The following is a 25,299-nucleotide window of genomic DNA, read 5'->3' on the forward strand; positions in this document are numbered from 1 at the left end:
CCTCGGGTTCGCGAGGGCCTAGGGCATGGAAGGGCGGGGGCGGTGAAACTGCAGTCGGAGCGGGCACGGCGGATTGCCACGGCGGCGGCGGTCGGTGGCGGGGGTGTCGCCGGTGCGAGCGCGTTGTTCTACGGGCTGGTGCTCGGGCAGGCGCTGATGGCTCGCAAGACGATTCCGCAAGTGGTCAGCCCGCCGCCGCGCGCGGACGGGCTCTACGGCGCTCACTTCGGCGGCGAGCCGATTCGCCTGGTGGTGCTCGGCGACTCCTCGGCCGCGGGATACGGCGCGGAGCACCCCAGCGAGACGTTCGCCGCGGCGGTCGCGGCTGGCCTCGCCGAGCAGCGGCAGCAGCCGGTCCGGATGCGCTGCGTGGCCGTCGTCGGCGCGGAGTCGAAGGGCCTTCCGCCGCAGGTCGAGGTGGCCTTGCGCCAGCAGCCCGACATCGCCGTCATCTGCGTCGGCGGCAACGACGTGACGCACCGCGTCCGTGTGCCGATCGCGGTGCAACATCTCGTCGACGCGGTGCGCGCGCTGCGCGCGGCCGGCGTCGAGGTGGTCGTCGGCACCTGCCCCGACCTGGGCACGATCCGGCCGATCCAGCCGCCGCTGCGCTGGCTGGCCCGGCGGTGGAGCCGGCAGATGGCGACCGCGCAGACGATCGCCGTGGTCGAGGCGGGCGGCCGCACGGTGTCGCTCGGAGACCTGCTGGGGGAGCTGTTCTACGCCGAGCCCGACCGCATGTTCAGTTTCGACCGGTTCCACCCCTCCGGCGCCGGCTACCTCGCCGCCGCCCAGGCCGTGCTGCCGACCGTCGTCGCCGCCCTGACCGAGCCCGCACAGGCCCCGATCGCGGCGCTGAGCGCCGGCGAGGGCGTGCGCGCGCTGCCGCAGGCCGCGGCGGAGGCCGCCCACCGGCCCGGCACCGAGGTCAGCGCCGTGCAGGTGGCGGGCCGCGACAGTGGTCCGGCGGGCCGCTGGGCGCAGCTGCGGCACCGGGTATGGCATCGCCTGCCGCAGCAGGACGCGCCTGGTCCGGATCGGTCGGCGCGAAGCCTCACCGAGCCAGACTTGGCGCAGCGCACCCCCGACCGCACGGCGGAGGCGGCATGACGGCTCCGACCTTTCCACGTCGGGCGCGGCCTGCGAATTCGCCCGTTACTCTCGTATTTCGTCCGGTCATGCCCCTGACTCGCCCGGAACGGAGGTGACGGCGTGCGCCTCGTCAAGCGCCTCGCCAAGGTCGCTACGGTGACCGTGATCGCCGGCACTGTAGGTGGGGCCGCGGTGCTCGCCGCACAGGCGGTCGCCGCACGCACCCGCAACTACGCCAAGCCCGATATGCGACTGGCGATGCGCTCGTCGATCGGCGCCGTCGGCAAGCCCCCCATGCGCCTGGTCCTGCTCGGCGACGCCTCCGCGCTCGGCGTCGGCGTCGACCGCGTGGCCGACACCGTCGGTGGCCAGCTCGCAGCCCTGCTGACGGAGGGCTCCGCGGGCCGCCGGGTGGAGCTGTCCAGCGTCGCCGTAGCCGGCTCCCGCTCCTCCGACCTGGCCGCGCAGGTGGCCCGGGCGCTGGTCGGCCCGGCCCCCGACGTCGCGCTCGTGCTCGTCGGGACCAACGACGTCACCCACCTGGGCCGGGCCGCCGATGCCGCCGATCACCTGGGCACGGCCTGCCGCCGGCTGGGCGACGCCGGCATCCCCGTGGTCGTCGGCACATGCCCCGACTTCGGCGCCCTGCGCGCCTTCGCCCTGCCGCTGCGCCAGTTGCTCGGCCTGCGCAGCCGCCGGATGGCTCGCCTGCAGGCCGCCGCCGCGGGCGCCGCCGGTGCGGTTGTCGTGGACCTTGGCGCGCGCACGGGCGCGGTGTTCCGGGCGGACGCGGGCACGCTGTGCGCCGACGGGTTCCATCCGTCGGCGGACGGATACCGCGTCTGGGCGCACGCGCTGCTGCCCGCCGTCGAGGAGGCCGGCGCGGTGCGTCGCGGCGTGTAGCCGCCGTAGCTCGCTGTGGCGCCGCTCGCACGTTTGGTCCGGGTCGGATTTTTCGCCGCGTGTGACAATTCTGGCCGGGCTCGCGCGGTTACCCTCCGGTAGATTCTGGGGTATGCCGGAAGCTGTCATCGTTTCCACCGCCCGGTCCCCGATCGGCCGTGCCGCAAAGGGATCGTTGCGCGACCTCCGCCCCGATGATCTCGCCGCCACCATCGTCCGCGCCGCGCTCGACAAGGTCCCCCAGCTCGACCCGCGCGAGATTGAGGACCTCTACCTGGGGTGCGGCCTTCCGGGTGGCGAGCAGGGCTTCAACATCGCCCGCGTGGTGAGCACCCTGCTCGGGTTCGACCACCTGCCGGGCGCGACGACCACGCGATACTGCGCCTCCTCGCTGCAGACCACCCGCATGGCCTTCCACGCCATCAAGGCCGGCGAGGGCGACGTCTTCATCTCGGCCGGCGTCGAGTGCGTCTCCCGATACGCCCGAGGCAACTCCGACGCCCTGCCCGCCGAGGCGCAGGCCGCGGTCGGCGGGGCGTGGCAGAATCCGGCCTTCGCCGGTGCGTACGCCCGCACCACCAAGCGCGCGGAGGGCGGCGCCGAGACGTGGCACGACCCGCGCGAGGACGGCGAGCTGCCGGACATCTACATCGCGATGGGTCAGACCGCCGAGAACCTCGCCGAGATCGAGGGCGTGACGCGGCAGGACATGGACGAGTTCGGCGTACGGTCGCAGAACCTGGCCCAGGGGGCCATCAAGAGCGGCTTCTGGGCCCGCGAGATCACCCCGGTCACCACCCCGTCGGGCGACGTGGTCTCGGCCGACGACGGTCCGCGCCCGGGTGTGACATACGAGGCGGTGGCCGGTCTCAAGCCGGTGTTCCGCCCCGACGGGCGGGTCACCGCCGGCAACTGCTGCCCGCTCAACGACGGCGCCGCCGCGGTCGTGATCATGAGCGACACCCGGGCCCGCGAGCTCGGCATCACCCCGCTGGCCCGCATCGTCTCCACCGGCGTCACCGCGATGTCCCCGGAGATCATGGGCATCGGCCCGGTCGAGGCGTCGCGCAGCGCGCTCGCGCGAGCCGGCATGACCATCGACGACGTGGACCTGGTCGAGATCAACGAGGCGTTCGCCGCACAGGTCATCCCGTCGTACCGCCGGCTGGGCGTGCCCCTGGAGAAGCTCAACGTCAACGGCGGCGCGATCGCGGTGGGCCACCCCTTCGGCATGACCGGCGCCCGCATCACCGGCACGCTGATCAACTCGCTGAGCTGGCACGACAAGTCGATCGGCCTCGAGACGATGTGCGTGGGCGGCGGCCAGGGCATGGCCATGGTCCTGGAACGCCTCTCCTGATCGACGAGCCGCGGGGGTCCGGACGCTCGCGCGTCCGGACCCTCTGCCGTCCGTGCCGCCCGCCGGCGCGGGTCAGTCCAGCGGGGCAGGGATCGCCACCACGTCGACGAGGGCGTCCTTGCGCAGCACCGTGATCGGCAGCCGCGTGCCGATCGCCGGGCCGAGCATCAGCCGGAGCACGTCCTGTACGCCCGTGATCGGCCAGCCGCCCGCGGACAGCACGACGTCGCCCACGTAGAGGCCGGCCTGGCCCGCCGGGCTGCCCGGGACCACCTCGGCCAGGCGCAGCCCCTTCGACTGCCCCAGGCGCTGCGCCAGTGGCTGGGGGAGCGGCACCGTCGCGCCCGCGACGCCGAGCCAGGCCCGGCGCACCCGGCCCGTCGACATGAGCTCCGACACGATGAGCCTGGTCGTGCTGTTGATCGGCACCGCGAGGCCCAGCCCGATGCCGGCCACCGCGGTGTTGACCCCCACCACCCGGCCGGCCGAGTCGGCGAGCGCCCCGCCGGAGTTGCCCGGGTTGAGCGCGGCGTCGGTCTGGATCACGTCGTCGATCAGGCGGGCGTGCCGGCCGTCGCGCACCGGCAGCGAGCGGCCCAGGGCACTGACCACGCCCGCGGTGACCGAGCCGGCCAGGCCAAGCGGGTTGCCCACGGCCACGACCAGCTGGCCGATGCGCAGGTCGTCGGCGTTGCCGAGGGGTGCGGGCGGCACGCCGGTCTCGCGGATGCGCAGCACCGCCAGGTCGGACAGCGGGTCGGCGCCGACCACGTCGAACCTGGACTGCGTGCCGTTGGTGAACTCGGCCACGCCGCCGTCGGCGCCGGCGACCACGTGGGCGGAGGTGAGGACGAAGCCGTCCGGGTTGTAGACGACGGCCGAGCCGGCACCCTCACCGCGCCGGCTGCGCACGGTCAGGCTGGCCACACTCGGCAGCAGGGAGGCCGCCACGGTGGAGACGACCCGGCTGTACGCGTCGAGCGCGTCGGTTTCTGGGTCCATGATCAGGAGAACGCGCCCCCGCCGGCGTCGCATGCCCGCACCATGCCCGCTCGGTTACGCCAACAGCGATACCGCCGGCAGATCGAACCACCGTAAAGCCTCGAAGTTGGGCGAAACGACGCCCTCGGGCTGTTCGTCGATCGGCAGACTCTCGAACAGCTCCCGTGCATACCGCAGGTAATCGGACAAATCCGACTCGGGGGCCCGTTCGTGCCTGGCCGGCCAGGTCAGCACCCCGTCGGCGTCGTAGCGAAGCTCCGACAGGCGCAGCGGCGGCTCGACCACCCCGTCGCGGTGGCGCCACAGGCCGGTGTAGGGGTCGAAGCGGTACTGCGGCAGCAGCGCCCACCCGTGGGTGGCCACGAGGTGTACCGCCTCGATGATGTACTCGAACACCGCGGCGGAGATGAAGTAGTTGAAGCTGACCCGCACCCAGCCCGGCTTGATGCCCTCGCAGCCGGCGATGATCTCCTGCTCGAAGCGGTGCGAGCGCTCGATGTCGATGCCCAGCAGCCGGTGCCCGTAGGGTCCCGCGCACGAGCAGCCGCCGCGCGACTGGATGCCGAACAGGTCGTTCAGCAGCGAGACGACGAAGTTGTGGTGGAGGTACCGGCCCCCGGGTCTTTTGATGACGAACGACACGATCGACAGGCGCGAGGCGTCCAGGTTGCCCAGAATCTCGATGCTGGGGTTGATCCGCCACGAGGCGATCGCCTCGCGCAGGAAGTGCTCCTCCAGGGCCCGGATGGTCGGCGTGCCGACGGCCTGCTTGAGCTGGAACACCAGGCCGGCGCGGATCGACTCGACGATGGCGGGGGTGCCGCCCTCCTCGCGGTGCGCGGGATCGGCGATGTAGTGGTGCTCGGTCGGGTTGACGTAGTCGACCGTGCCGCCGCCGGGCACCGTCGGCACCCGGTTGGTGAGCAGTTCGCGGCGTACCACGAGCACGCCCGGGGTGCCCGGCCCGCCGACGAACTTGTGCGGCGAGATGAACACCGCGTCCTTGTACTCGCCCGGCCCGGGCCCGTACATCGCGACATCGACGTACGGCGCGGCGGCCGCGAAGTCCCAGAACGACAGCGCGCCGTGCTCGTGCAGCAGCGCCGAGATCGCGTGCGTGTCGCTGACGATCCCGGTCACGTTGGAGGCCGCCGAGAACGATCCGATCTTCAGCGGCCGGTCGGCGTGCCGCGCGAGTTCAGCGCGCAGCCGCTCCAGGTCGATGTGGCCGTTGTGATCCTCGGGGATGACAACCACGTCCGCGATGGACTCGCGCCACGGCAACTCGTTGGAGTGATGCTCGAACGGCCCGATGAACACGACCGGGCGATCGGCCGGCGGGATGTGCGCGGACAGGTCGTAGCGGTCGTCGAGCCCGGCCGGCACCCGCAGGCCCAGGATGTGCACGATCTTGTCGATCGCCGCGGTCGAGCCCGAGCCGGTGAAGATCACGACCGTCTCCGCGTCGCCCCCGACGGCCCCGTTGACGATCTGCCGCGCGTCCTCGCGCAGGCGCGTTGTCTGCAGGCCGGTGCCGGACGACTCCGTGTGCGTGTTGGCGTACCGCGGCAGCACCTCGTCGCGGATGAACCGCTCGATGAAGTCCAGCGCCCGCCCCGAGGCGGTGTAGTCCGCATACGTGACGCGGCGAGCGCCGAACGGCCCCCACATCACCTGGTCGTCTCCGATGACGGCGGCACGGATCCGCTGCAAGAGGGGGCTCTCCATGGCGGTCATTATCCCGGCCGCCACGCCGACCTCTTTCGTGTGGTCGCGAGAATGTCGCACTGCTTGTCCGCTCCCACCTGCCCCCTGACTGTTTAACGTTTCGTCCGGAGGTGCTCAGGAAGCTTCATGGAGACTGGGGGTAGGGGAAAGTTGGTCGGTGTTGACCAGTCCGAGCCAACAGACGTCGTCGATCGACTGTTGTGGCGGGACGCCACGCAGATCCTGAGTCGGCACAGCGAGTCCGACACGGCGGGCCAGTGCCTCTGGTGCGGGCGCGAGTGGCCCTGCGCGCCGCGCCGCCTGGCGGAGAACGCCGCCGAGGCGTCTCGCCGGCCGTGGAACGAGGCCTGGACGGCTCGCCACGACCTGTACAGCCTCCGGACCATGCCCGACTGGCGCATCGACCTCGGCCGGCCGAGCGCCTCGCGGGGCGGTTGGCACCGCGCCGCGGGCAACCGGGGAACCTTCCTCTGACACGATCGTTGATTCAAGCGGAGACTTCGGCGCGCCCCGCCAGCGCAACGCAGTCCCGCGACACATAGACCCGCCTGGAAACGGTTGCCGGCATGCCTCCGCCGGCTCCGAACGCCTCCGGCCAGGCGTCCTCCCCAGGGAACGGGCGGGTCTACCCGGCAGGCGAGGGCACTTCTCGTGGTTCCCCCGCATATATCGCGATGTAGTGCCCTCGCCTGCCAAAACCCCAATGAGCTACCGGACGCCAGCCCATGGTCGGGTCAGTCGCCGGGGCGGGCATACCACCATCCGTCGCCCAGGTTGTCCGCACCGTTGAGTGAGGCCCGGGCGCCATAGAGGTCGAGCGTGAAGTCGGCGGGTAGAACGCCCTCGTAGAAGACATAGCCCGCCGCGTCGTCGGGGATACCGAGGTATTCGGGTAGGAACACGACCGGCCGGCCGCTGTACCGGCCGATCGCCGAGGCCCGGCCGTCGGTCGACAGATCGCGCAGAGTCCGGGGTAACAGCTCGCCGTAGTAGGCGTCGGACGCCCCGATCGTGCCGTGGCGAACCCCATCGGCGACGGCCGCGAAGGCCCACCGGTGGGACCAGTAGTACGAGCGCGGTTCGAAGACCGACCAGTTGTTGAACTGGATCGTCGCCGCCAGCAGTCCGGCCGCGGCGACCACCCGTACCACCGTCGAACCCTTGAACCCAGCGATCGCGACCACGGTCAGGGCGGCCGCGGCGAGCCACAACGCCAACTCGAACAGGGGGACGACGAACACGAGCAGGAATACATTCGGCACGTCGATTGCCTCGACGCACGCTACCGCCAGCCAGGCGATCGCGCCACCTCCTCCCAGGAGAGGAAGGAGGTGGCGGTTGAATCTCCGCGGCGTTTCGTCTGGCCTCGGCACGCAGCCAGGCTAGTGGGGGTCCGGTACCCGGGCCACCCCGATCGGGCAGGTCATGCCGTTGGGGCCGTGGTTGCAGTAGCCGTCCGGGTTCTTCGAGTCCGACAGGTACTGCTGGTGATAGTCCTCGGCGTAGTAGAACGGGCCCGCCGGCGCGATCTCCGTGGTGATCTCGCCGCGGCCCGTGGCGCGCACCACGGGGGCGAAGGCCTCGCGCGCCGCCGCGGCCGCCGTGGCCTGCGCCGGAGTGGTGGTGTAGATGGCCGAGCGGTACTGCGTGCCGATGTCGTTGCCCTGGCGCATGCCCTGCGTCGGGTCGTGGTTCTCCCAGAACGCCTTCAACAGTTGCTCGTACGACACCTTCGCCGGGTCGTAGACCACCTGCACCGCCTCGGTGTGGCCCGTCCGGCCGGAGCAGGTCTCCTCGTACGTCGGGTGCTTCGTGAAACCGCCCTGGTATCCGGCCGCGGTCGAGTACACGCCCGGGATGCGCCAGAAGATGCGCTCCGCGCCCCAGAAGCAACCCATGCCGAAGTAGGCGACCTCCAGCCCGGCCGGCCAGGGGCCGCGCAGCGGGGTGCCGAGGACGGTGTGCTTCGCGGCGACGGGCATCTCGGTGTCGCGTCCGGGGATGGCCGACTCGGCGGTCGGCAGGTCAAGCTGCTTGGTGTGGCGCAGGAACACGATCCGCTCCTCAGAAACTGGGCTGGCCTCAAAACTTGAGGTGCTTGGACTCAAGTTTGCCGCGAAATCGGCCCTGATGCCTTAAGAGGTCATTACGGCCGAGATCTTCTCCGCGAAGGACAACGCTTCCTGGTCGGACTCGTATTTCGTGCGCGGCCAGAAAAAGCCCTTCAGCCCGTCGCCCTTGGTGCGGGGCACGACGTGCGTGTGGAGGTGAGCGACGCTCTGCGACACGCGGTTGTTGATCGCCACGAACGAGCCGCCCGCCGACAGGCCCGTCTCGACCGCGCGGGCGATGCGCTGGACGAAGCCGAAGTACGCCGGGATCTCGGCCGGGTCGAGGTCGGTCAGCGTGACGACGTGCGTCTTCGGCACCACGAGCACGTGGCCCTTGAAGACGGGGCGGATGTCGAGGAACGCGGCGGCGTCCGGGGTCGACGCCACCACGAAGCCGGGCGTATCGCCCGACGCGATCGAGCAGAACAGGCAGTCCGACACGCTCGCCAGACTATCCGCCGTTAGGGTCGACATCATGACCCACGGCTTCGAGACGCTCGCCATCCACGCCGGCCAGGAGCCGGATCCGGCCACCGGCGCGGTCGTGCCGCCGATCTTCCAGACGAGCACTTACGCGCAGGACGCCGTCGGCAGCCCGCGGCGGGGGTACGAGTACAGCCGCACCGCCAATCCGACCCGCGACGCCCTGCAGGAGTGCCTCGCCGCGCTCGAGGGCGGTCGTCGCGCGCTGACCTTCGCCTCCGGCCTCGCCGCCGAGGACACCCTGCTGCGCGCCGTGTGCCGCCCCGGCGACCACGTCGTCATCCCGGACGATGCCTACGGCGGCACCTATCGGCTGTTTTCCAAGGTCGCCGAGCGCTGGGGCCTGACCTGGGCCGCCGCGTCGATCCACAGCGTCGACGCGGTGCGCGCCGCGATCACCGACCGCACCCGGATCGTGTGGGTCGAGACGCCCACCAACCCGCTGCTCGGCATCGCCGACATCGCCGCCCTGGCCCAGGTCGCGCACGACCGCGGCGCGCTGCTCGTGGTGGACAACACGTTCGCCTCGCCGTACCTGCAGCAGCCCCTGCACCTTGGCGCGGACCTGGTCGTGCACTCGACCACGAAGTACCTCGGCGGCCACTCCGACGTCGTCGGCGGCGCGCTCGTCGGCACCGACGAGCAGCTGCTCGGCGAGCTGGCGTACCACCAGAACGCGATGGGCGCGATCAACGGCCCGTTCGACGCCTGGCTCACCCTGCGCGGGATCAAGACGCTCGGCGTGCGCATGGACCGCCACTGCGACAACGCCGAGAAGGTGGTCGAGTTCCTGCAGCGCAGCAAGGCGGTGGCCCAGGTGCTGTACCCGGGCCTGCCGGAGCACCCGGGCCACGAGACCGCCGCCAAGCAGATGAAGCGGTTCGGCGGCATGGTCAGCTTCCGCGCGCACAGCGAGGCGCACGCGGTGGCGATCTGCGACCGGGCCCGGCTGTTCGTGCTGGGGGAGTCGCTCGGCGGCGTCGAGTCGCTGATCGAGCACCCGGGCCGGATGACCCACGCGAGCGCCGCCGGCAGCCCGCTGGAGGTGCCGGCCGACCTCGTCCGGCTGTCCGTCGGCATCGAGACGATCGACGATCTTCTGGCCGATCTGGAGTACGCGCTCGCTCGTTGACACACTTGACCGCACCGCCAATGGGTACGGAAGGGTGTTCGGCATGCTGCAGCGCTCCACGACCTGGGTAGGCGCCACGGCCAGGGAGATCGCCCGCGCGGTCCGGCGCGGCGACACCTCCGCGACCGCGGTTCTGGCCGACCATCTCGACTCCATCCGGGCGTACGACCGGATCCTCGGCGCGTTCCGCGAAGTGCGCGCCGGCGAGGCGATCGCCGAGGCGGAGATCGTCGACGACCAGCCCGGGCTGGGCAACCTGGCCCTCGCCGGCGTCCCGGTCGCGGTCAAGGAGAACGTCCAGGTCACCGGGGTGGCGACCTGGAACGGCTCGGCCGCGGCCCGGCGGCCGGTCGCCGACCGCGACCACGAGGTGGTGCGGCGGCTGCGCGGCGCCGGCGCGGTCGTGGTCGGCGTGACGCGGATGCCGGAGCTGGGCACCTGGGCGAGCACCGACGACGCAGGCGGCATCGCCCGCAACCCGTGGCGGACCGACCGCACGCCCGGTGGCTCGTCGGGCGGGTCGGCCGCCGCGGTCGCCGCCGGCCTCGTGCCGATCGCTCACGGCAACGACGGGCTCGGCTCGATCCGCATCCCCGCCGCCTGCTGCGGGCTCGTCGGGCTCAAGCCCGGCCTGGGCGCGGTGCCGGCCGGGATCGGCGCCAACGACTGGTACGGCATGGCCGAGAACGGCATCCTGGCCACCACCGTCGCCGACGCGCACCTCGGGTATGCGGTGCTCGCCGGGCATGCCCCCCGGGCCCTCACCCCGCCGGGCCCGCTGCGCGTGGCCGTCTCGCTGCGCAGCCCGGTCACCGGCGTGTTCCCGGACGCCGGCGCGCGCAGGGGGCTCAGCGACGCCGTGCGGCTGCTGCTGGCGCACGGGCACAGCGCGGTGCGGGCCGACCCGGTGTACCCGCCGGCGCTGGCCGCCCGGGTGCTCGCCACCTGGTTCGGCGGGGCGAGCCTCGACGCCGCCGGCCTCGATCGCGAGGCGCTGCAGCCGCGCACCCGGCGTCATGTGGCGCTCGGCGAGGCGGCGCTGCGCCGCGGCCTGGTCCGCGAGGGCGACCGGGCGGCCTGGCGGGAGCGGTGCCGTAACTGGTTCAGCGACGGCGGCTACGACGTGCTGGTGACCCCGGCGCTGGCCGGCCCGCCGCCGGTCGCGGACCGCTGGTCGGGCCGCTCGTGGGCGGCCAACATGGTGTCCAACATGCGTTACGCGCCGTATGCGGCGCCGTGGAACTTCGCCGGCTTTCCGGCCCTGGTGATCCCGGCCGGGGTGCGCGACGACGGGCTGCCGGTCGCCGTGCAACTGGTCGGCCAGCCGGGCTCGGAGCTGCTGCTGCTCGCCCTCGCCGGCCAGCTCGAACAGGCCGCGCCCTGGCGGCGGCACGCGCCGGGCTGGCCGAGGACGGCGGCCCGGCGCCGCTGATCGGGGCGATCGCTGCTGGTCGCCGGGTGACGAGCGCGCGGTACGACCGGGTGGCCCGGCCGCGGGACCCCGATCGAGAGCGGCGCTGCGATGCCGCCGGCGCCTCTGACGATTCCCGGGGATGGTGGCACGATCGGGGCATGACCGTCGCCGTCCCATCGGAGCTCGTGACGCTCGCCGATGTCGAAGCGGCAAGGCGACTGCTGGCAGGCGTGACCCGCCTGACCCCGGTGGAGCCCTGCCGGCCACTGACCGCCAAACTCGGCGGGCCGACGTGGCTCAAGTGTGAGAACCTGCAGCGCGCCGGGTCCTTCAAGGTGCGCGGCGCGTACGTGCGGCTGGCCCGCCTCGGCGCTGCGGAGCGCGAGCGTGGCGTCGTGGCCGCCAGCGCCGGCAACCACGCGCAGGGGGTCGCGCTCGCGGCCGCCCTGCTCGGCATCGCCAGCACCGTGTTCATGCCGGTCGGAGCGCCGCTGCCCAAGATCGCCGCGACGAAGGGGTACGGCGCGGCCGTCGAGTTCGCCGGCTCCACCGTCGACGAGGCCCTGGTCGCCGCGCACGAGTTCGCCGAGCGCACCGGCGCCGTGCTGATTCACCCCTTCGACCACCCCGACGTCATCGCCGGGCAGGGCACCATCGGCCTGGAGCTGCTGGAGCAGGTGCCCGAGGTCAAGACCGTGATCGCCGGGGTCGGCGGGGGCGGGCTCATCTCGGGGCTGGCCGTCGCGATCAAGGCGCTGCGCCCGGACGTGCGGGTCATCGGCGTGCAGGCGGCCGACGCCGCCGCGTTCCCGCCGTCGCTGCGCGAGGGCCGCCCGGTGCGGCTGGACACGTTCGGCACCATCGCCGACGGCATCGCGGTCGGCCGCCCCGGCGACCTCACCTTCGCCCACGTCGGCAAGCTCGTCGACGACATCGTCACGGTGAGTGAGGAGGACATCTCCCGGGCGCTGCTCATGCTGCTGGAGCGGGGGAAGATGGTCGTCGAGCCGGCCGGCAGCGTCGGGGCCGCCGCGCTGCTCGCCGGCGTCGTGAAGGTCGAGACGCCGGCCGTCGCGGTGCTCTCGGGCGGCAACATCGACCCGATGCTCATGGTCCGTGTCATCGAGCACGGCCTGGCCGCCGCAGGACGCTACCTCACGTTCACCGTCCGCTGCGGGGACCGCCCCGGCCACCTGGCGAAGCTGTTGACGTGCATCGCCGAGCAGGGCGCCAACGTGGTCGACGTCGCCCACCGCCGCCAGGATCCGCGCCTGGCGCTCGGCGAGGTCGAGCTCGGCCTGTCCGTGGAGACCCGCGGCGCCGAGCACTCCGATCGGCTGATCGGCGCCCTCCGTTCGGCCGGCTACACGGTGACCTTCGGCATCTAAGAGCGACCGTCACTTGGCTGGCAGTGGCAGTCCGCCGAGCAAAGTCTCCGTGGTCGTGCGTCCGGCGCCCACAGTGCACGGGGTTCTCCTTGATCACGGAGCGAACGTGCTGCTTTTTGTGCATTTTTACTCCGTGATCACGGCGAACATGATGGTCGGGCGACGCGGATCGCAGGCGCGGCCTGCGCCGCCCGGACTCGGCTTCTCGCGATGCCAAGCGCCCAATTGACGGTCACTCTAAGGCTGGCCGGGCGCGAGGCCTAGGCCTGGTGGCCGGTCGCCGGACGGCCGGTCGCCGGGGCCATCGCGAAACTGCGCGTGGACGCGCGGCCCACGATCGAGGGGCGGCGCGACGCCGGGCTGGACCGGGTGTCGCGGTGCGACTCGGACCCGCCGAGCGGGCCGCGCGGGTGATCGAGGCCGGTCGGGCGAGCCGGCCGCGGCCGTGGCGAGCGCGGGGACGGCGGTCCGTAGCGCACGATCGGCGCGCACCCTCAAGTCGATGTGAGGGGCGCGCCGACGGGCGTCGCGGTGCGGGGATCAGCCGGCGAACGGCTCGAAGTCGATGACCTTCACCTTGATCGCGGCGCCGCTCGGGGCCGTGTAGGTCACGGTGTCGCCGCGCTTCGCGCCGAGGATCGCCTGACCCAGCGCGGACTCCGGGCTGTAGACGGTCAGGTCGGTGGTCGCGGCGATCTCGCGCGAGCCGAGCAGGAACTTCTCCGTGTCGTCCTCGTCGTCGTCGAACTGGATCGTGACGACGGTGCCGGGGGCGACGGCGTCGGTGGTCGGGGCGTCGCCCACCACCGCCTTGCGGAGGAACTCCTTCAGATACAGGATGCGGCCCTCGGCCTTGCCCTGCTCCTCGCGCGCCGCGTGGTAGCCGCCGTTCTCACGCAGGTCGCCCTCTTCGCGGCGTGCGTTGATCTCGGCGGCGAGCGCCGGACGGTTGGCGATGAGCTCGTCGAGCTCGGCCTGCAACCGGTCATATGCGTCCTGCGACAGCCAGGTGGTGGCCTGGTTGCCGTCGGTGGTCGACACTGAAGATCTCCTTACGCACGCTTGGTCAAACCACCAAAGTACCAGTGACTCGCATCACCGCAGCCACTTGAATTCGCCGGGGCGTTACCGGCGGGTCATTTCATCTCGACTGAAGCGGCCCGCAGGCCGGGACCTCCGCCGTGACCGGCCGGTCGCTCGTGGCGAGCCGGTATGTGACGAACGCCTCGGCACCGGGCGGCACGTCGACCTGGGCCAGCCCGACCTCCTGGCCGCTGGCCGCGCGGGCCCGGACGCTGCAGGTCGCGCGCTTGTCCGGGTCCTTGCGCACCACGAACTCGATGGTGACGCCGTCGTCGGTCACGTTGTAGAAGTGCTGAACCTGCGGCTCGTAGTCCTGCGGCCCGTACTGCGTGTACAGCCGCCACGCGATGGCGAGCCCGGCCAGGGCGACGACCCCGGCCAGCGCGAACACCAGCCAGCGGCGGCGCGGCTGCGGCTCCCGGCGCCGGCCGTATCGGCCGGGCGGGTACTTGGATGTGGCGTGCGTCTCGTTGCGCGGGTCGGTCACGGGTGAGCGTCCTCGTCGTTTTGTCGGAGGTACCGACCACAATAGGGTCGTTACCCGGGGCGGTCCCGCGGCGGGGCAGCCACGGGGCCGAACAGACCGTGAGGGAGAGCTCGTGAGCGAGCAGCTGCGATTGATGGCGGTGCACGCACACCCGGACGACGAGTCGAGCAAGGGCGCGGCAGCCATGGCGAAATACGCGGCCGAAGGTGTCGACGTGCTCGTCGTCACCTGCACCGGCGGCGAGCGCGGCAGCGTGCTCAACCCGAAGCTGGACCAGCCGGAGATCTGGGAGAACATCGCCGAGATCCGCCGCGCCGAGATGGATCGCGCGCGGGAGATCCTGGGCGTCCGCCAGGAGTGGCTGGGCTTCGTCGACTCCGGCTTCCCGGAGGGCGACCCGCTGCCGCCGCTGCCCGAGGGCTGCTTCGGCCTGGTCGACCCCCAGGAGGCCGCGGCGCCGCTGGTCGAGCTGATCCGCAAGTTCCGCCCGCACGTGATCACCACCTACGACGAGCAGGGCGGTTACCCGCACCCCGACCACGTCATGACACACCGGATCAGCATGGTGGCGTTCGAGGCGGCCGGCGACGCGAGCCGCTTCCAGGACCGCGGAGAGCCGTGGCAGCCCCTGAAGCTGTACTACAACATGGGCTGGTCGCGCACCCGCATCCAGCTGCTGCACGAGGCGATGATCGAGGCGACGGGCGAGTCGCCCTATGCGGAGTGGATGAAGAACTGGGACGAGCCGGACCGGCGGGACCCCGCCGAGCGGGTCACCACGCGGGTGCCCTGCGGCGAGTTCTTCGAGGTCCGCGACGACGCCCTGCGTGCGCACGCCACTCAGGTCGACCCCGACGGGTTCTGGTTCGCCATACCGCTGCCGATCCAGCAGAAGATCTGGCCGACGGAGGACTACGAGCTGGTCAAGTCATACGTCGAGGCGAGCGGGCCCGAAGACGATCTCTTCGCCGGCGTAAGGTGAAGGGCATGGGCGCGTTGGACATACTTGCCGAGAACAACTTCGGCGACACCAGGTCCGGGGGACTGGCCGGTCCCATGGGCCTGTTCATCATCGTGATCCTGGGCATTGTGACGGTTTTCCTGATCCGCAACATGAGCGCGCGGATCCGCCGCCTGCCGGTCGAATTCCCCGATCCGGACGCCGACCGCAGGAGCGGTGGCGCGGACCCCGCGGAATCCGGTGATCGCGCCGACTCCGGCGCCGATCGGCTGGACAAATCGACGCCAGCTTGAGTATCGCCGGTCGATGATCTGAGTTAGAAACACATCGCTGACCTCTGTTGCCCCTTTCCGTCGTGGCTTAGCCTTCTCGGGGTGCGCGTTCCATTTCGTCGATCGCGCATCCCTGTGGGCCAGGGAAGGGGGCGAATGTGAGCGTCCCGACGCGCGCCCGACCGGCCGCCCGGCACCCGGCGCACCGGCGCCGCCACCCAGGGTCATTGTCCCCGGCCGATGCATTGTCCCCGGCCGATTCGGCCCGGCGATGAGGCCGCTGCCGCTCCGCCTGGTAGCCCCGCTGGTCCTCGCCGCCGCCCTGGCGGTATCGGCCGCTCTCGTGATCGCCTCCGGCCTGCCTGAGGGCACCGTCGGCGCCGCGTCGCATCGGTTCGGCCTCGACGGACCGCTGGCCCTGCCGGTCGCCCTGCTCGCCGGCGCCGCCGTGGCGATGGTGTCGCAGCTGGCCCGCCTGCGGTTGCGGGCCGGTGGCGGGCTGGCCAGGCCGGCGTGGGGCGAGGCCGCCGTCGTGGTGCTGTGCGCGAGCCTGCCGCCCGCGCTCGTGCCACCGGTCGCCCTCGCCGGGTTCGCCGCGGCGCACGCCGTCCTGCACGCCGTCGACCGGCGCGCCGGTCAGGCCCGCCCGGCCCGGGAGGTCGTCTACGGCGTCGCCGCGCTCACGGTCGCCGCGGCGCTCGGCGCGCTCGTGGAGGGGACCGCGATGGGTCGCGACCCCGGCGACGGGCTGTCACCGGGGCTGATCGGCGCGCTGGTGGCCGCGGCGGCCGTCCACTACCTGGTCACGCTCGCCCTAATCACCGCCCGCCTCGTGGTGACCGGCGGCGGCACCGTGCGCGCCGTCGCCGGCTCGATGCTCGGCAGCACCGCGCTGATGCTCGTCGGCAACGTCGCGGCCGGCCTGGTGATCGTCTGGGCCTGCGCCACCAGCGGCTTTCTGCTGCTGCTCCTGCCGCCGGTGCTGTGGCTGATGCACCAGTTCTACGCCAACCGGCTCGGCGAGGACGACGAGCGCCGCACCTGGGCCGAGTTCGCCGAGGTGGCCCGCGACCTCAACCGACTCGACGAGCGCGACGCCGCGCTGGCCGGCGTCGCGGGCGCCGCGCGCCTGTTCCGTGTACCGGCCGCCCGGATCGTGCTCGCCGGCGGCCGCGCATACGGCGAGCTGCCGCCGGGCCCGGTCACCACCCGTCCGCTGACCGTCGGCATGGTCGCGGTCGGCGAACTGCACCTGGCCGGTCCCGAGCCGCGGCGAACCCGGGACCGCCTGATGCTCGCCACGTTCGGCGAAGCGCTCGCGGCCGCCCTGCACGACGCGATCACCCAGGACGCGCTGCGGGCGATGAGCGAGCGGACCACGTATGACGCGGTGCGCGACCCGCTCACCGGCCTGCTCAACCGCGTCGCCTTGCTCGCCCGCGGCGACCTGCGGCTCGGAACCCGCGCTCCCGGCGCCCCGGTGGCCCTGCTGCTGCTCGACGTCAACGACTTCAAGGAGGTCAACAACGCCCTCGGGCACACCGCCGGCGACGATGTGCTCAAGGTGATCGCCGGCCGGGTCCTGGACTCGGGCAACGCCGGGGACCTGCACGCCCGCCTCGGCGGCGACGAGTTCGCGATCCTCATCACCGACCTGGCCGCCGGCGAGGCCGACCTGGCCCTCGCCGCCGCCGTCGAGCGCGCCCGCAAGCTCGGCGCGCAGATCGCCGCCCCGATGTGTATCGACGGCGTCGCGCTGTCCAAGGAGGCGTCGATCGGCGTCGTGGTCGCCGCGGCCGGCTCGGCCGACCTCAGCGAACTGCTGCGCCGGGCCGACATCGCGATGTACCAGGCCAAGGACGGCGCCCAGCCGGTGGCCTGGTACGACCCGACGCGCGACGACGCCAGCACCGACCGCCTGGCCCTGCTGGCCGAGCTGCGCGAGGCCCTCGCCGCCAACGCGCCCGGCCTGGAGCAGCTCACGCTCGAGCTGCAGCCCGCGGTCGCGCTCGCCGGGCCGGCCGGCGCCTCCACCACCAGCGGCCGGATCACCGGCGTCGAGGCGCTGATCCGCTGGCGGCACCCGCGCCGCGGCAAGCTCTCGCCCGCCCAGTTCCTGCCGGTCGTCGAGGCGAGCGAGCTCATCGGCCCGCTCACGCACTGGGTGCTGGAGCGCGCGATCATCCTGGCCTCGGGCTGGCGCCGGGCCGGCCTGGCAGTCCCGGTGGCCGTCAACATCTCGGCGCGCAGCCTGGTCGAGCGGCAGCTGCCCGAGACCGTCGGCGAGCTGCTCGGCCGCCACCGCCTCCCCGCCGAGCTGCTGGTCCTCGAGATCACCGAGACCGTCATGCTCTCCAGTTCCCCGGTCGTCGACGACGTGCTGGCCCGCCTGCGCCGCCTCGGCGTCCAGCTCGCGGTCGACGACTTCGGCACCGGCTACTCGGCGTTCACCGTCCTCACCCGGGTGCCGGTCCAGGAAGTCAAGATCGACCGCGAGTTCGTGGCCCAGATGCTGGACGCGCCGAAGCCGGGCGCGATCGTGCAGACCACGGTCGACCTGGCGCGCCGGCTGGGCCTGCGGGTGGTCGCGGAGGGCGTGGAGAATCCGGAGCAGCGGGCCCGGCTGACCGAGCTCGGCTGCTCGGCCGCGCAGGGCTTCCTCTTCTATCCGCCGATGTCCCCGGACGCCCTGCTGGCCGTGCTGCGCGAACGCCGCCAGATGCGACGCCGCCACCTCCGCGCCGAGGGCGCCGGCTGATCGTCACTCGGCGAGGCGGAGAACAACCCGGAAAGTCCGACACACCGGCGGCGTGCGCCGGCGGGGCATCGTGTTGCCCTACCGTCACCCCTTGTGAGCAGGCGGGGGTTCACCGGCGCGATCGGCTTCGCCGTGGCCGCGGTCGCGGCGTTCGTGGTGCTGGATCACTTCGGCGGGAGCGAGCGCTTCGCCGACCTGCCCGGCGGGGCCGACGTGCGGCTCGTCGGGCGTTTCACGCCCGAGCAGATCGAGCGGCTCTCCGCGCTGCCGCAGGCCGCCGCGGTCGAGTGTGACCAGGCGCTGTACGGCGTCGGGGTCGCCACGGTCGGGGTGACGCTGGCGCACGCGACGGTGGCGACCGCGGTGCGCAGCCCGGCGCTGCGCAGCGCCGCGCTCCTGGAAGGGCGGGCCCCCGACAAGGATGCCGAACTGCTCGCCGTCGACGGGCGCGGGCTGCGCCTCGGTGACCATGTCGCGCTGACCCGCGGCGGGCACGGCCTGGTCGGCGCCGTCGTCGGGGTGGTCGCCAAGCCGCCCGGGCGGCCGGACGCGGTGGCGCTGCTGCCGGCCGGCGCGATCGCGCGGCTCGACGGGGGAGCGCCCTGCGGCGAGGTCGCCGTCCAGCTGCGCAAGCGCAGCGAGGCGACGGCGTTCCAGCGGGCCGCCAAGGACGTGCTCGGCGGCGACCCCGCCGTCACGTACGACAAGTCATTGCGCGGTCACGTCTGACCCGGCTGAATCCGGTGCCGAGTCGGCTCGCGCGGCACCGGACCACGTCATCGACAGGCCCGTCGCGGCCCGCTCGGCGCGGATCTCCATCGCGTCGCCGAGGATCACCGCGCGGTCGGCGACCACCGCGGTGCCGTCCAGCGCGTACGTCACCCGCTCGCTCACGAACACCGGCGTGCCGGCGGGCCTGTGCAGGTACACCTGCGAAACCGGATCGAGCGGCGCGGGCCGCACGGTCTCGGAGGCGCGCGCCACCGCCACGCCGGCGTCGGCGAGCGCGGCATAGAGGGCGACCGCGGTGAAATCGACGCCGAGGAGCCGCTCGCCGTGCGGGGCCGGGACCCAGGAGATCTGGTGTACCGAGGGCCGGCCCCCGAACTCCCGCACGCGCTCGAGCCGCAGCGCCCGCGGCCCGAGCTCCGCCGACGCGGCGAGCCCGGCCGCCACGACCACGGTCCGCACCGCGTGCCCCTGCTCGCGCAGGTCGTCGGCGAGGCTGCGCAGCGAGCCCAGCCGATACGCGAGGTGGGGCGGCGACACGAACGTGCCCCGCCCCGCCTGCTGCACGATCAGCCCCTCGTCGCTGAGCTGCCGCAGCGCCTGGCGGAGCGTCATGAGCGTCACGCCGTACGCGCTGCTGAGCTCCCGCTGCGCGGGCAGCGCGGAGCCGGCCGGGTAGTCGCCGGCGTGAATCTTCGCGGCCAGGTCGGCGGCGATGGCGCGGTAGCGGGGCTCGCCGCCGTCACGGACCAAGGGTCATCCTCCTGACATCGCTGCCCTCAGCTCGGCCACGTATGCCCCGACCTCGGCCGGGCCAGCCCCGTCGAGCACGCGGCGCATGACGGCGGCCCCGACCACGACGCCGTCGGCAAGGCCGGCCGCCTCCGCCGCCTGCGCGGGCGTGGAGATGCCGAATCCTAACAAGACCGGCAGTTCGGTCCGGGGCTTGATGCGGGCGGTCAGCGCGGCCGCGGAGGCTGCGAGCTCGTCGCGCTCGCCGGTGGTGCCCATGACCGTCACCGCGTAGACGAACCGCCGGCTGCGCCGCCCGATCTCGGCGAGCCGGCGGTCCGGCGTGGCGGGGGAGGCGAGCAGGACGAGGTCGATGTGGTCGGCCACCTCGGCGCACTCCTCAAGCGGCAGGTCGGGGACGATGAGCGCGCTGACGCCGGCCTCCCTCAGGCGGCGGCAGAACTTCGGGGCGCCCTCGCGGATCACGAGATTCGCGTAGGTGCTGGCGATCAGCGGTACCGAAACCGAGATCTCCGATATTTCGTGAAGAATCCGGTCGAGGGTCGCACCCCGGGCCAGCGCCGCGGCCGTCGCCTCCTGGATCGTCGGCCCGTCGAGCGTCGGATCGGAGAACGGCAGCCCGATCTCGATCATGTCCGCGCCGGCGGCGGCGAACGCGCGCACATATTGCGTCCAGTCCGCCGTCACACCGGCCGTGACGTACGGCATCAGCAGCTTCACAGCGCCTCCCGCAGCGTCGCCAGGTCCTTGTCCCCGCGTCCGGACAGCGTGATCAGGACCGTCGAGCCGGACGGCAGCTCCCCGCGCAGCACCCACGCGAGCGCGTGCGCCGACTCGAGCGCGGCGATGATGCCCTCGGTGCGCGCCAGCCGTACCGCCGCCTCGACCACCTCGTCGTCGGTGACCGTGACGTACCGCGCCCGCCCGAGGTCGCGCAGGTGCACGTGCTCCGGCCCGATGCCCGGGTAGTCGAGCCCGGCCGCGATCGAGTGCGCCTCGCTGATCTGCCCGTCGTCGTCCTGCAGGAACATCGAGCGCACGCCGTGCAGCACCCCCAGCCGCCCCCTGCTCGCGCCGGCCCCGCCGTCGGCCTCGACCCCGACCAGCCGCGCCGGGGTGTCGACGAACCCGGCGAACGTGCCGGCCGCGTTCGACCCGCCGCCGACGCACGCGACCACGTAGTCCGGCACCGCGGCGGGCAGTTCGGCCGCGCACTGCCGGCGCGCCTCGTCGCCGATGACGCGCTGGAACTCGCGGACCATCCACGGGTACGGCGCGGGCCCGAGTACCGAACCCATGCAGTAGTGCGCCTCGTCGACGGCCCCGACCCAGTGCCGCATCGCCTCGCTGGTGGCGTCCTTGAGCGTCTGCCCGCCGCCGCGCACGGGCACGACCTCGGCCCCGAGCATGCGCATCCGGAAGACGTTGAGCTCCTGCCGCTCGATGTCCCGCTCGCCCATGAACACGGTGGCCCCGAGCCCGAACAGCGCCGCCGCCGTCGCGGTGGCGACCCCGTGCTGCCCGGCCCCGGTCTCCGCGATCAACCGCCGCCGCCCCATCCGCTTGGCCAGCAGCGCCTGCCCGAGCACATTGTTGATCTTGTGTGACCCGGTGTGTATGAGATCCTCGCGCTTGAGTAGCACGGTGAGCCCGAGCTCCGCGGAGAGCCGCACCGCGGGCGTCAGCGGCGTCGGCCGGCCCGCGTAGGTGGCGAGCAGCCGGTCGAGCTGCCCGTGAAACGCCGGATCGGCCCAGGCCTCGCGAAACGCCTCCTCGACCTCGCGGCAGGCCCCGATGAGCGACTCGGGCACGTACCGCCCGCCGTACTCCCCGAACCGCCCGAGCGCCCCAGGATCCCCCATGACCGGCCCTCGTACGACGCCCCGCCGCGGCCGGATGAGTACCTCACCCACGAGTCCCTCCACAGTTCTAGAACAGTCAACAGTTCTAGAACTGTTGCACGAATGGGGCTGCTTGTCGAGGACCGTCGTGGGATAGTAATGTGGCCCTATGGCTAACAGGGCCCTGCAAGCTGCCCGTAGCACTGCCTCTCCGGTGTGCCGACCAGATAAACTGCCTGCCATGAGCGCAGAGGCGGTCGGTCGGTTCATGCCGGCATATGCGTCGCTCGAGGACCTCACCGCGATGATGGCCGCGGATCCGCACGGGCACCGATATGAGACCAGTCCCGAAGGGGTTCTCTCGGTCATGCCGCCGCCGGATTCCGAGCATGCCGTAATCGCAACACGCCTTATGTTCTGGCTGGCCGCCGCCGGCTGGTCCGCTGAGCAGGTCATGCAGGCCATGGGGCTTCGTATTCCCGGGCCCGACGGTGGGGTGGGCGGGCGCATTCCGGATCTCGCGGTGTGGAGCAAGCCTCAGCCGCGCGCGGTCTGGTTGCCGGTCGTCGATCTGCTCCTGGTTGTCGAAATCGTGTCGCCGGGTTCAGAAGTGGCGGATCATGCGACCAAGCGACGCGAGTACGCGGCGGCGGGCATTCCGCGGTACTGGATCGTGGATCGGGACTCCGGGCAGACCGTGACCATGTACGAACTGGCCGAGAACGGCTACCAGGTTCAGGGCAAGAACCCGCTGAATTGGCTTCTCAACACCGATCCGGCCGATCACCTGGCCTGAGTACGCCGAGGCATGTTGCATTCGACGCCGCTGGACAGCGACGACGAGCGAGTCCTGGCCCAGATCGACGACTTCCACGCCAACTTTGCCCGCGCGACCGGCGCCAACGCCGCCCGGAAGTGGGTCGGTGGGCTGCGGAAACGCCAGCTGGCCGGGGCAATCATGGGGTCGAACAGCATCGAGGGCTACACCGTCGAGTTGAGCACCGCCGCGGCCATCGTGGAGCGTGCCGCAGTGCCGGCGAGCGTGCCCGAGGACTCGCGGGAGGCCGTGGCCGGGTATCGCGACGCGCTGACCTGGGTGCTGCAGACGCCGGAGATGGACTTCTTCACGCACGGCGAGATGGTGCTGTCTGCGCTGCACTTCATGATGCTGCGGTTCTGGAAGAACAAGTCGCCGGGGCGCTATCGCCGCGGTGGCATCGTGGTCACCGGCTCCGACCCCCTGGCGCCGGCCTATGTGGGGCCTCCAGCCGAGGAGGTGCCCGCGTTGATGCGCGAGTTCGTCGAGTGGTTGGAGATGGGCGACCCCGGTGCCCATTCGCTCGTCTGGGCGGCCATGGCCCACCTCAACCTCGTGGCGATCCACCCGTGGCGCGACGGCAACGGCCGCATGGCACGCTGCCTGCAGACGCTCGTCATCGCCCGCGACGGCCGGACGTTTCCAGAGTTCTGCTCGATCGAGGAGTGGCTCGGCTTCGACGTCAACACCTACGAGTACTACCGCGCCTTGCGGGAGACGGGCCGAGGGTCGTATCAGCCGAGCCGGAGTGCGCACGGCTGGGTACGGTTCTGCCTTCGCGCGCATCACCAGCAGGCCCAGGTTGTGGACCGCCGGCTGAAGCTCAGCGCCGCGGTCTGGCACCAAGCCGAGGTCATCGCCGGGCACGCGGGTCTCGCCGACCGTACTGTCGCCGCGCTCTACGCGGCGGCGAGCGGCGGGTTACGCCGGGAGACCTACCAGGGGGAGGAAGGCATCTCGCGCGACCAGGCGATCCGCGACATCCGCCGGCTCGAACGGGCCGGCCTCGTCGCCCCGACCGGGTACGGCCAGACGCTGGCCTACATCGCGGCGGGCGAGCTCAAAGAGGCCGCCGACGCGGAGGCGTCCGCGCTGACGGCCCCGCTGGCCGAACCCTACTGACGGCCTCCTGGCGGTTGGTGGCAGTGGTCGCCCGAGGCGTTCGAGGAAGCGCGCCGCTCGACGTGCCGGTGCTCATCTCCGTGGGGATACGCGGCCTGTCGCGGGCAGGCTATGCGGCGGCGATCCAATCGCGTTCCCGGAGTGCCGTCCAGGCGGCCGTGACGTGATCTGGCGTGAACATGCGTTCTTTTCGCCGGCTCCATGCGCGGACCGCGGACACTGCGGCTGTGGCGTCCGAGGCTGCTTGTGGGTCGCGCTCGCTGACCCAATGCACGGTCGCGAGCAACTCTATGCCATAAGGAGACTCGAAACCTTCGACAAGCTCGAGCACGCGAGCGATTCGTTCCAGCGTTGTTGGATGACTGACGAGGAACTCCACTGCTTCGGTTTCGGCGCCGGGAAGCGGACGGATCGGCTCTGCTTCGCGGACCAGGGCATTTCCATCGCCGAAACCGACTAGGTAGTGACCTTCGAGTGCTTGTAGCGCGTGCCGAAGGTTGTCTGCGTACGGGCCATAGAGACCCTTCGTGTACTGCAACTTGAGGGGTTCTCCGGAGACCTGCAGGAAGTACAGCAGCTTCTGGATCTCGATCGGCGACGCCTCAAGCGTGCGCTCCAGATACCGAGACAACAGGTCGATGAGGCTGGCCCGAGCGAGCGTCAACGGCGGCCGGACGGTCGCAGTCTTCATCTGCTGTGCAGCCGGCGCTGGTCCGGGTGGATACAGAACTACGTCGACGTGGGGTAAAGCGGCCAGTGCGGTCCTGATCATCGGCTCAACGTCGGTCCACTCCAGACCGCCGTTGCCGCAGCCGAGGGGCGGAATGGCCACCGACTTGATGTCGAGTTCTTGCAACACTCGAACGAGGTCCGCCAAGCCATTGTCGATGTCGGCAAGGCTGGAGCGCGTTCGCCAGTGCCCCTTGGTCGGGAAGTTGATGACGAAGCGCGGACCGGCGAGTAGCCCAGTTCGCCAGACGTGCATGTGTCCCAGCGTGACCTCGCCAGACTTGGCCGCTCGCGCGTAGTCGCGGAACATGGCCGGGTAGGCTCGCTTGAACTGCAGTGCGATGCCCTTGCCCATCACGCCAGCACAGTTGACCGTGTTGACGAGAGCTTCGACGTCGGCATCAAGCAGGTTGCCGTGTGCCTGCGTGATCATGTTCGCCGCCTCATGCCCTAGAAGTACCACGTAGGTCTGACATAAACGTGTGTCGTTGCTCCCGCAGCCGTGAGTGCCGCCGTCGCCTGCTGAGCACATGCTTCGTTGCGAGTCACCACTGCGCTGAAGGCTGACCACGGTACCCCACCATGGACAAGACACTCAGCCATCCGGCGCTCGCGCCGGTCAGGTTCCGCTTCCGTGTTGTTCCAGTATGTCGCCCTCATGAGCGGCCAGTCGATCATCGACGCTAGTTCTGACACATCCGTGCTGAACCTCGCGACCTGGAGCGCTGCGTTCCTGTCGGTGAAAACTGTGGTGAGCCCTAGGTCGATCATCCGTTGGACCTTGCTAACCAGGTAGACCAGTTCGTCACATGTGCCCTGATAGGTAGGAACCCGGCCTTTGAAGATCGCGAACATCATGGGACTACGGGGAGCGAAGTAGAAGGGGGCGTAGTCCGCAACCACACCGCCAGGAGCCACGGGCACCACGCGCCGCCGCCGCTGTTCCTTGATGCCGGTGTTACCAACCTCGACCTTGAACGACGAAGCACCCTGCGCGGCTGAGTCGCTGAGCAGTCCAGCGGCTGCGATTGCGGTCAGGTGGCTCACGTGGGTGAAATGCATGATCCACACAGGCTCAGGCGATACCACCCGACGCATCGTACGGTGAGGGTAGGCCAGGCGTCGCGGCCTGTC

Annotated in this window: 25 protein-coding genes; 13 read left to right on the plus strand and 12 right to left on the minus strand. The window is 71.6% G+C overall.

Features of this window, described 5'->3' with window-relative positions; translation table 11 throughout:
• Positions 1-42 precede the first annotated feature (42 nt).
• The 3 genes from ABT297_RS16425 (at position 43) to ABT297_RS16435 (ending at position 3,355) form a co-directional block, all read left to right on the plus strand.
• The gene (locus tag ABT297_RS16425) at positions 43-1,110 is read left to right on the plus strand and encodes an SGNH/GDSL hydrolase family protein (protein ID WP_502885578.1); all 1,068 of its coding nucleotides are present in this window, start codon (positions 43-45) and stop codon (positions 1,108-1,110) included.
• Between the two features lie 102 nt (positions 1,111-1,212).
• Positions 1,213-1,995, plus strand: a complete 783-nt coding sequence (locus ABT297_RS16430; protein WP_350549669.1) for an SGNH/GDSL hydrolase family protein — start codon at positions 1,213-1,215, stop codon at positions 1,993-1,995.
• A 112-nt stretch (positions 1,996-2,107) separates the two neighbouring features.
• A complete protein-coding gene (locus ABT297_RS16435) occupies positions 2,108-3,355 on the plus strand; it encodes an acetyl-CoA C-acetyltransferase (RefSeq protein ID WP_350549672.1) in 1,248 nt (415 codons plus the stop codon).
• Positions 3,356-3,427: 72 nt separating this feature from the next.
• Here ABT297_RS16435 and ABT297_RS16440 read toward each other — a convergent pair whose 3' ends face one another.
• Together ABT297_RS16440 and ABT297_RS16445 are read right to left on the minus strand one after the other, a co-directional pair.
• Positions 3,428-4,357: a S1C family serine protease gene (locus tag ABT297_RS16440; RefSeq protein ID WP_350549675.1), complete on the minus strand. Its 930-nt coding sequence runs from the start codon at positions 4,355-4,357 to the stop codon at positions 3,428-3,430.
• Positions 4,358-4,411: 54 nt separating this feature from the next.
• Entirely contained in the window at positions 4,412-6,085 is a 1,674-nt protein-coding gene (locus ABT297_RS16445) for an aminotransferase class V-fold PLP-dependent enzyme (protein ID WP_350549677.1), read from the minus strand.
• 198 nt (positions 6,086-6,283) lie between these two features.
• Here ABT297_RS16445 and ABT297_RS16450 point away from each other — a divergent pair, with 198 nt between their 5' ends.
• Positions 6,284-6,559 (plus strand): hypothetical protein, encoded by a 276-nt coding sequence (locus ABT297_RS16450; protein WP_350549679.1) that lies wholly within the window; start codon positions 6,284-6,286, stop codon positions 6,557-6,559.
• A 260-nt stretch (positions 6,560-6,819) separates the two neighbouring features.
• On the opposite strand, the gene ABT297_RS16455 is transcribed toward ABT297_RS16450, so the two are convergent.
• From ABT297_RS16455 to ABT297_RS16465, 3 genes are all read right to left on the minus strand, one after another.
• Positions 6,820-7,347, minus strand: a complete 528-nt coding sequence (locus ABT297_RS16455) for a hypothetical protein (protein WP_350549682.1) — start codon at positions 7,345-7,347, stop codon at positions 6,820-6,822.
• Positions 7,348-7,467: 120 nt separating this feature from the next.
• Positions 7,468-8,139: a peptide-methionine (S)-S-oxide reductase MsrA gene (msrA, locus tag ABT297_RS16460; RefSeq protein ID WP_350549685.1), complete on the minus strand. Its 672-nt coding sequence runs from the start codon at positions 8,137-8,139 to the stop codon at positions 7,468-7,470.
• 81 nt (positions 8,140-8,220) lie between these two features.
• Entirely contained in the window at positions 8,221-8,637 is a 417-nt protein-coding gene (locus ABT297_RS16465) for an HIT family protein (RefSeq protein ID WP_350549687.1), read from the minus strand.
• Between the two features lie 34 nt (positions 8,638-8,671).
• Between ABT297_RS16465 and ABT297_RS16470 the strand changes: the two genes are divergently transcribed.
• The 3 genes from ABT297_RS16470 (at position 8,672) to ilvA (ending at position 12,613) form a co-directional block, all read left to right on the plus strand.
• Positions 8,672-9,811, plus strand: coding sequence for a cystathionine gamma-synthase (locus ABT297_RS16470; protein WP_350549690.1), 1,140 nt, complete (start codon positions 8,672-8,674; stop codon positions 9,809-9,811).
• Between the two features lie 43 nt (positions 9,812-9,854).
• On the plus strand, positions 9,855-11,243 hold the full coding sequence (locus tag ABT297_RS16475) for an amidase (RefSeq protein WP_350549693.1): 1,389 nt from the start codon (positions 9,855-9,857) through the stop codon (positions 11,241-11,243).
• A gap of 140 nt (positions 11,244-11,383) precedes the next feature.
• On the plus strand, positions 11,384-12,613 hold the full coding sequence (ilvA, locus tag ABT297_RS16480; protein WP_350549696.1) for a threonine ammonia-lyase: 1,230 nt from the start codon (positions 11,384-11,386) through the stop codon (positions 12,611-12,613).
• A gap of 540 nt (positions 12,614-13,153) precedes the next feature.
• On the opposite strand, the gene greA is transcribed toward ilvA, so the two are convergent.
• Both greA and ABT297_RS16490 read right to left on the minus strand, forming a co-directional pair.
• A complete protein-coding gene (greA, locus tag ABT297_RS16485) occupies positions 13,154-13,654 on the minus strand; it encodes a transcription elongation factor GreA (RefSeq protein WP_350549698.1) in 501 nt (166 codons plus the stop codon).
• A 100-nt stretch (positions 13,655-13,754) separates the two neighbouring features.
• Positions 13,755-14,183, minus strand: a complete 429-nt coding sequence (locus ABT297_RS16490; RefSeq protein WP_350549701.1) for a DUF4307 domain-containing protein — start codon at positions 14,181-14,183, stop codon at positions 13,755-13,757.
• Between the two features lie 112 nt (positions 14,184-14,295).
• Between ABT297_RS16490 and mca the strand changes: the two genes are divergently transcribed.
• From mca to ABT297_RS16510, 4 genes are all read left to right on the plus strand, one after another.
• A complete protein-coding gene (gene mca / locus ABT297_RS16495) occupies positions 14,296-15,165 on the plus strand; it encodes a mycothiol conjugate amidase Mca (protein ID WP_350549704.1) in 870 nt (289 codons plus the stop codon).
• Between the two features lie 5 nt (positions 15,166-15,170).
• Positions 15,171-15,437, plus strand: a complete 267-nt coding sequence (locus ABT297_RS16500) for a hypothetical protein (RefSeq protein WP_350549707.1) — start codon at positions 15,171-15,173, stop codon at positions 15,435-15,437.
• Positions 15,438-15,687: 250 nt separating this feature from the next.
• Positions 15,688-18,174: a putative bifunctional diguanylate cyclase/phosphodiesterase gene (locus ABT297_RS16505; protein WP_350549710.1), complete on the plus strand. Its 2,487-nt coding sequence runs from the start codon at positions 15,688-15,690 to the stop codon at positions 18,172-18,174.
• 93 nt (positions 18,175-18,267) lie between these two features.
• Positions 18,268-18,903: a hypothetical protein gene (locus ABT297_RS16510; RefSeq protein WP_350549713.1), complete on the plus strand. Its 636-nt coding sequence runs from the start codon at positions 18,268-18,270 to the stop codon at positions 18,901-18,903.
• On the opposite strand, the gene ABT297_RS16515 is transcribed toward ABT297_RS16510, so the two are convergent.
• From ABT297_RS16515 to trpB, 3 genes are read right to left on the minus strand one after another with little or no spacing between them, the layout of a single operon-like run.
• Positions 18,883-19,656: a GntR family transcriptional regulator gene (locus tag ABT297_RS16515; protein WP_350549715.1), complete on the minus strand. Its 774-nt coding sequence runs from the start codon at positions 19,654-19,656 to the stop codon at positions 18,883-18,885. The genes ABT297_RS16510 and ABT297_RS16515 overlap by 21 nt on opposite strands.
• Before the next feature lie 3 nt (positions 19,657-19,659).
• A complete protein-coding gene (trpA, locus tag ABT297_RS16520) occupies positions 19,660-20,376 on the minus strand; it encodes a tryptophan synthase subunit alpha (protein WP_350549717.1) in 717 nt (238 codons plus the stop codon).
• Complete coding sequence (gene trpB / locus ABT297_RS16525; protein WP_350549763.1) at positions 20,373-21,518, minus strand: tryptophan synthase subunit beta; 1,146 nt, start codon at positions 21,516-21,518, stop codon at positions 20,373-20,375. Before trpB ends, trpA begins: the two co-directional genes overlap by 4 nt.
• Positions 21,519-21,738: 220 nt before the next feature.
• Here trpB and ABT297_RS16530 point away from each other — a divergent pair, with 220 nt between their 5' ends.
• Together ABT297_RS16530 and ABT297_RS16535 are read left to right on the plus strand one after the other, a co-directional pair.
• Entirely contained in the window at positions 21,739-22,293 is a 555-nt protein-coding gene (locus ABT297_RS16530) for a Uma2 family endonuclease (protein WP_350549719.1), read from the plus strand.
• 12 nt (positions 22,294-22,305) lie between these two features.
• Positions 22,306-23,436, plus strand: a complete 1,131-nt coding sequence (locus tag ABT297_RS16535) for a Fic family protein (RefSeq protein ID WP_350549720.1) — start codon at positions 22,306-22,308, stop codon at positions 23,434-23,436.
• 109 nt (positions 23,437-23,545) lie between these two features.
• On the opposite strand, the gene darG is transcribed toward ABT297_RS16535, so the two are convergent.
• Complete coding sequence (darG, locus tag ABT297_RS16540) at positions 23,546-24,598, minus strand: type II toxin-antitoxin system antitoxin DNA ADP-ribosyl glycohydrolase DarG (protein WP_350549722.1); 1,053 nt, start codon at positions 24,596-24,598, stop codon at positions 23,546-23,548.
• A gap of 17 nt (positions 24,599-24,615) precedes the next feature.
• Complete coding sequence (darT, locus tag ABT297_RS16545) at positions 24,616-25,254, minus strand: type II toxin-antitoxin system toxin DNA ADP-ribosyl transferase DarT (RefSeq protein WP_350549724.1); 639 nt, start codon at positions 25,252-25,254, stop codon at positions 24,616-24,618.
• Positions 25,255-25,299: the final 45 nt, after the last annotated feature.

Origin of the sequence: Dactylosporangium sp. NPDC000555, assembly GCF_040300025.1 — a bacterium.
Lineage (GTDB): Bacteria > Actinomycetota > Actinomycetes > Mycobacteriales > Micromonosporaceae > Dactylosporangium.

Bases quoted from the DNA above. Each gene is read 5' to 3' on its own strand.
- trpB (WP_350549763.1), bottom strand. From the start codon at position 21,518: ATGGGGGATCCTGGGGCGCTCGGGCGGTTCGGGGAGTACGGCGGGCGG.
- ABT297_RS16470 (WP_350549690.1), top strand. From the start codon at position 8,672: ATGACCCACGGCTTCGAGACGCTCGCCATCCACGCCGGCCAGGAGCCG.
- ABT297_RS16435 (WP_350549672.1), top strand. From the start codon at position 2,108: ATGCCGGAAGCTGTCATCGTTTCCACCGCCCGGTCCCCGATCGGCCGT.
- ABT297_RS16535 (WP_350549720.1), top strand. From the start codon at position 22,306: ATGTTGCATTCGACGCCGCTGGACAGCGACGACGAGCGAGTCCTGGCC.
- ilvA (WP_350549696.1), top strand. From the start codon at position 11,384: ATGACCGTCGCCGTCCCATCGGAGCTCGTGACGCTCGCCGATGTCGAA.
- ABT297_RS16475 (WP_350549693.1), top strand. From the start codon at position 9,855: ATGCTGCAGCGCTCCACGACCTGGGTAGGCGCCACGGCCAGGGAGATC.
- darG (WP_350549722.1), bottom strand. From the start codon at position 24,598: ATGATCACGCAGGCACACGGCAACCTGCTTGATGCCGACGTCGAAGCT.
- ABT297_RS16500 (WP_350549707.1), top strand. From the start codon at position 15,171: ATGGGCGCGTTGGACATACTTGCCGAGAACAACTTCGGCGACACCAGG.
- ABT297_RS16440 (WP_350549675.1), bottom strand. From the start codon at position 4,357: ATGGACCCAGAAACCGACGCGCTCGACGCGTACAGCCGGGTCGTCTCC.
- ABT297_RS16505 (WP_350549710.1), top strand. From the start codon at position 15,688: ATGAGGCCGCTGCCGCTCCGCCTGGTAGCCCCGCTGGTCCTCGCCGCC.
- ABT297_RS16530 (WP_350549719.1), top strand. From the start codon at position 21,739: ATGAGCGCAGAGGCGGTCGGTCGGTTCATGCCGGCATATGCGTCGCTC.
- ABT297_RS16445 (WP_350549677.1), bottom strand. From the start codon at position 6,085: ATGGAGAGCCCCCTCTTGCAGCGGATCCGTGCCGCCGTCATCGGAGAC.